Annotated in this window: 4 protein-coding genes; 1 reads left to right on the forward strand and 3 read right to left on the reverse strand. The window is 75.5% G+C overall.

Annotated elements, in window-relative coordinates:
• Positions 1-196: 196 nt before the first annotated feature.
• Together DQW06_RS16430 and DQW06_RS16435 are read right to left on the reverse strand one after the other, a co-directional pair.
• The gene (locus tag DQW06_RS16430) at positions 197-658 is read right to left on the reverse strand and encodes a VOC family protein (protein ID WP_117198856.1); all 462 of its coding nucleotides are present in this window, start codon (positions 656-658) and stop codon (positions 197-199) included.
• Complete coding sequence (locus DQW06_RS16435) at positions 655-1,242, reverse strand: DinB family protein (RefSeq protein ID WP_013153098.1); 588 nt, start codon at positions 1,240-1,242, stop codon at positions 655-657. Before DQW06_RS16435 ends, DQW06_RS16430 begins: the two co-directional genes overlap by 4 nt.
• A 62-nt stretch (positions 1,243-1,304) precedes the next feature.
• Between DQW06_RS16435 and DQW06_RS16440 the strand changes: the two genes are divergently transcribed.
• Positions 1,305-2,318 (forward strand): YafY family protein, encoded by a 1,014-nt coding sequence (locus DQW06_RS16440; protein WP_117198857.1) that lies wholly within the window; start codon positions 1,305-1,307, stop codon positions 2,316-2,318.
• A 366-nt stretch (positions 2,319-2,684) separates the two neighbouring features.
• On the opposite strand, the gene DQW06_RS16445 is transcribed toward DQW06_RS16440, so the two are convergent.
• Positions 2,685-3,623: DUF6297 family protein (locus tag DQW06_RS16445; RefSeq protein ID WP_232833050.1), on the reverse strand; the 939-nt coding region annotated here is incomplete at its 5' end.

Consider the following 3,623-nt stretch of genomic DNA (forward strand, 5'->3'; position numbering starts at 1 on the left):
CACCCCTCCCGGGGCCCGCCCCTGTTCCCTCCTCCGGGGCGTGCAGGGCGACGAGCGCACCACTGAGGGCACTGCTTGGCACGTCACCCGCTGGTGACAGCCCCGTGGCCTCCCGTGCGGCGTGCGGATAACACCGCGGGGACACACAAGGGTGCCCGCGCCCCCGGAGGGACACGGGCACCACGGCCGGAGGGCCTCAGTCCAGGCAGAACTCGTTGCCCTCGGGGTCGGCCATCACGATGAAGCCGGTCTCCATGGGCGGCTCCGGCTCGTGGCGGCGCACCCTCGTCGCCCCCAGCGCCAGAAGTCGCGCGCACTCGGCCTCCAGCGCCGCCATCCGCTCCTCCCCCCGCAGCCCGGGCGCCACGCGCACGTCGAGGTGGAGGCGGTTCTTGACCACCTTGTCCTCCGGCACCCGCTGGAAGAACAGCCGGGGGCCGCGCCCCTCGGGGTCCTCGATGGCCGACCTCGTGTTGCGCTGGTCCTCGGGCACGCCCACCTGCTCCAGGAAGGCGTCCCACGCGGCCAGCGGATCGGCGCTCTCGGGCAGGTCGGCCCCGGGCGGCCCGGGGTGGACGTAGCCCAGCACGTCGCGCCAGAAGGACGACAGCGCCCGGGGATCGTGTGTGTCGAAGGTGATCTGGACGTCGAGGCTCATCGGTTCGCTCCGTTCGCGGCTGCCGCCGTGTGCAGGTGGAGGTCGCGCAGCAGGCAGACCTCGGACAGATGATGGATCAGCTCGCGGTGGATGTGCAGCACCAGGTCCGCCATGGGCGCCTCGGGGTAGGGCTCCTTCGCGCCGACCGGGGTCCGCAGCGCGGCCGCGTCCAGGTCGCGCACCCCGGCGAGCCACACGTCGACCTGGGTCTGGAGCTGGTCGAGCGCGTCGGACGCGTTTCCGGCGTACTCCCACGTCTCGTACGAGGCCGCCGGTGCGCCGAAGTGCGACGCGTTGCGCATGGCGAGCACGCCGACGATGACGTGGCCGAGCCGCCAGGCGATCGTGGTGAAGGGCGCGGGGTCCGGCTCCGGGAAGGCGAAGTCGATCGTGAAGTCCCCCGAACCCGCCTGCACGGGCGCCGTCGAACCGCCGCGCGGCCACACGCTCCAGCAGTCCGGCACCGGTGACCAGAAGTACTCGTCGTCGGTGAGGCCCTCCAGGCGGGGCCGGATGTGGTGGTTCCAGTGGAACTCCCACTGCTCGCGCAGGGTCTGGTTCCAGTCGGGTTCTGTGGTGTCCATGCGGCCACTCTGGCACCACTGGCGGACAGGATCGGTCCGCTATCTCTGGCAGTGTGGACCGCATGGACACGGCAGGCGCAGACGAACGCGGTACGACGGAACGGGTGCTCACGCTGCTCGGACTGTTGCAGCGGCGCCGGGTCTGGACCGGCCCCGAACTCGCCGACCGGCTCGGGGTCACGCCGCGCACGGTGCGGCGCGACGTCGACCGCCTGCGCGCGCTCGGCTATCCGGTACACGCCAGCCAGGGGGTCGGCGGGGGCTACCAGCTCGGTCCGGGCAAGGATCTGCCGCCGCTGCTGCTGGACGACGAGGAGGCGATCGCCACCGTGGTCTCGCTGCTCGCCGGAGCGGGCGGCGCGGACGGTGCGGAAGGCGGCGCGGGCGACGCCGCGCTGCGGGCGCTGACCAAGCTCGACCGGGTGCTGCCCACCCGGTTGCGCGACGAGGTGCGCGCGCTCTCCGGTTCGGTGGAGTCCTTCGGCTCGGGCCGCGTGCCGGTCGATCCCGAGGTGCTCATGACGCTGGCCCGGGCCTGCCGCGACGGGGTCGAGGCCGGTTTCGACTATCCGTCCGGGAGGGGGGTGCGACGGCGGCGGGTCGAGCCCCACCGCCTGGTCGCCTCCGAACGGCGCTGGTACCTGCTCGCCTACGACCTGGACCGCGACGACTGGCGCAGCTTCCGCGTGGACCGGATGACCGCCGTGGTCGCGCGGACCTGGCGCTTCCACCCCCGTGCGGCCCCCGACGCGGCGGCGTACGTGCAGGAGGGCGTGGCCAGCCGGGTCTACCCGCGCCGGGCGCGCTTCCTCGTACACGCGTCGGCCGAGACGGTGCGCGCGCAGATCCCCGCGTCGGCGGCGGTCGTGCGGGGCCGGGGCGACGGGCGATGCGAGGTGGTCAGCGGCGGCCACGACCTCGACTTCGTGCTCATGCACGTGCTCCTGTTGGGCCACGACTTCGAGGTGCTCGACCCGCCGGAGCTGGCGGGACGCTGCCGCGTGCTGGCGCGAAGGCTGCTGTCGGCCGGCGCGGCGGACCCGGCCGAGCCGGGCGGCGAGGAACCCGAACCCTGAGCGGCCGACCGCGAGGGGAACGGCCCCGCTCCCACGACCCGACCACGTTCCCCCGCGCGCCCCGGGGCGGCACAGCAGGCCGCACGTGCCCCGGTCCCGCGTCCCCCTCCGAGCCTGGGGGCGGCGAGAAGGTGGTCTGCGCCCGGCCCTGACCCGTCCGCATCCGCAGCAGGCGGCCTGTGTCTTGCTCTCGCGCCTCCATCCGCGTCTGAGGCCGCGGGTGACGAAAGGCGTATACAGCGGACTGGCCCCTACGCACGTCTCTGGACGGCGCGGCAGGCCGCGCGTGCCCCGATCCCGCATCTCCCCCCGCATCCGGGGTCTGCGCCTCAGCGGGGACCCGACCGCCTTCTCCGGTACGCGTGTCTACCCGCGTCTCGGAGCGGCGCAGTAGGCCGCCAGCACCACCGCGCCCCACACCGCCTGCGCCGCGAGCAGCGGCCCGGTCACCCCGGTGGCGAACGCCAGGAGCGCGGGCAGGCATCCGAGCACGGCGATGTCGGCGCCGGTCAGCGCCCACACCACCGGCCCCAGCGGTACCGGGCCCAGGGGCGTGTCCACGACGGGCATCGTGTGCTCGACGGGTCGGCGCCGCGCCAGCCGCAGTGCCCCCGCCGCCAGCGCCGGGGCGCACAGCAGTCCCAGCGGCCACAAGAGCCCCCCAGAACCAGCGAGGTCCAGTCCGACCAGCGCGAGGGGCAGCCACAGGCCGCCGAGCAGGGCGGGCAGCACCGCCCTCGCCGCCAGGAGCGCGCGCGGACCGGTGCCCAGCAACCGCGCCAGCGCCGCGTCCCCGGCGTCCCGGCGCGCCCCCGCGGTGCCCGTCGCGGCGACCGCCAGCGCGCCCACGGCGAGGACGACCAGCGCGCCCGTCTCCCCGGCGCCCGCACGGGCGGCCAGCACGGGCAGAACGGTCGCCGCCGCCACCAGCGCCAGGATCCCCGGTCGTCGCGCCAGCCGCCGCCAGTCCAGCCAGGCCACCGCCGCCGCACCGCGCAGCCGTGACGGCCACGCCCGCGAGCGCAGCACGCGTGAGCGCCAGTGCGCGTCCTCGGCGATCCAGGACAGCGAACCCGGGTCCATGACCAGGAGCGCGCCCGCCGCGAGTTCCGCCCTGGACGAGGCCTCCAGGACAGCGCGGGCCGGGATGCGCGCCAGTGCCCGCCAGGCCCGCCACGCCAGGGCGGCGGCCACCCCGGCCGAAGCGCACGCCGCCGCGCCCCACGCCGACACGGGAGCCGACGCGATGCCCACGAGCACCCCGCGCCCCGGGCCCGCGCTGTCCTGGAGGCCTCGTCCAGGGCG

Source organism: Nocardiopsis sp. TNDT3 (assembly GCF_003427465.1).
Lineage (GTDB): Bacteria > Actinomycetota > Actinomycetes > Streptosporangiales > Streptosporangiaceae > Nocardiopsis > Nocardiopsis dassonvillei.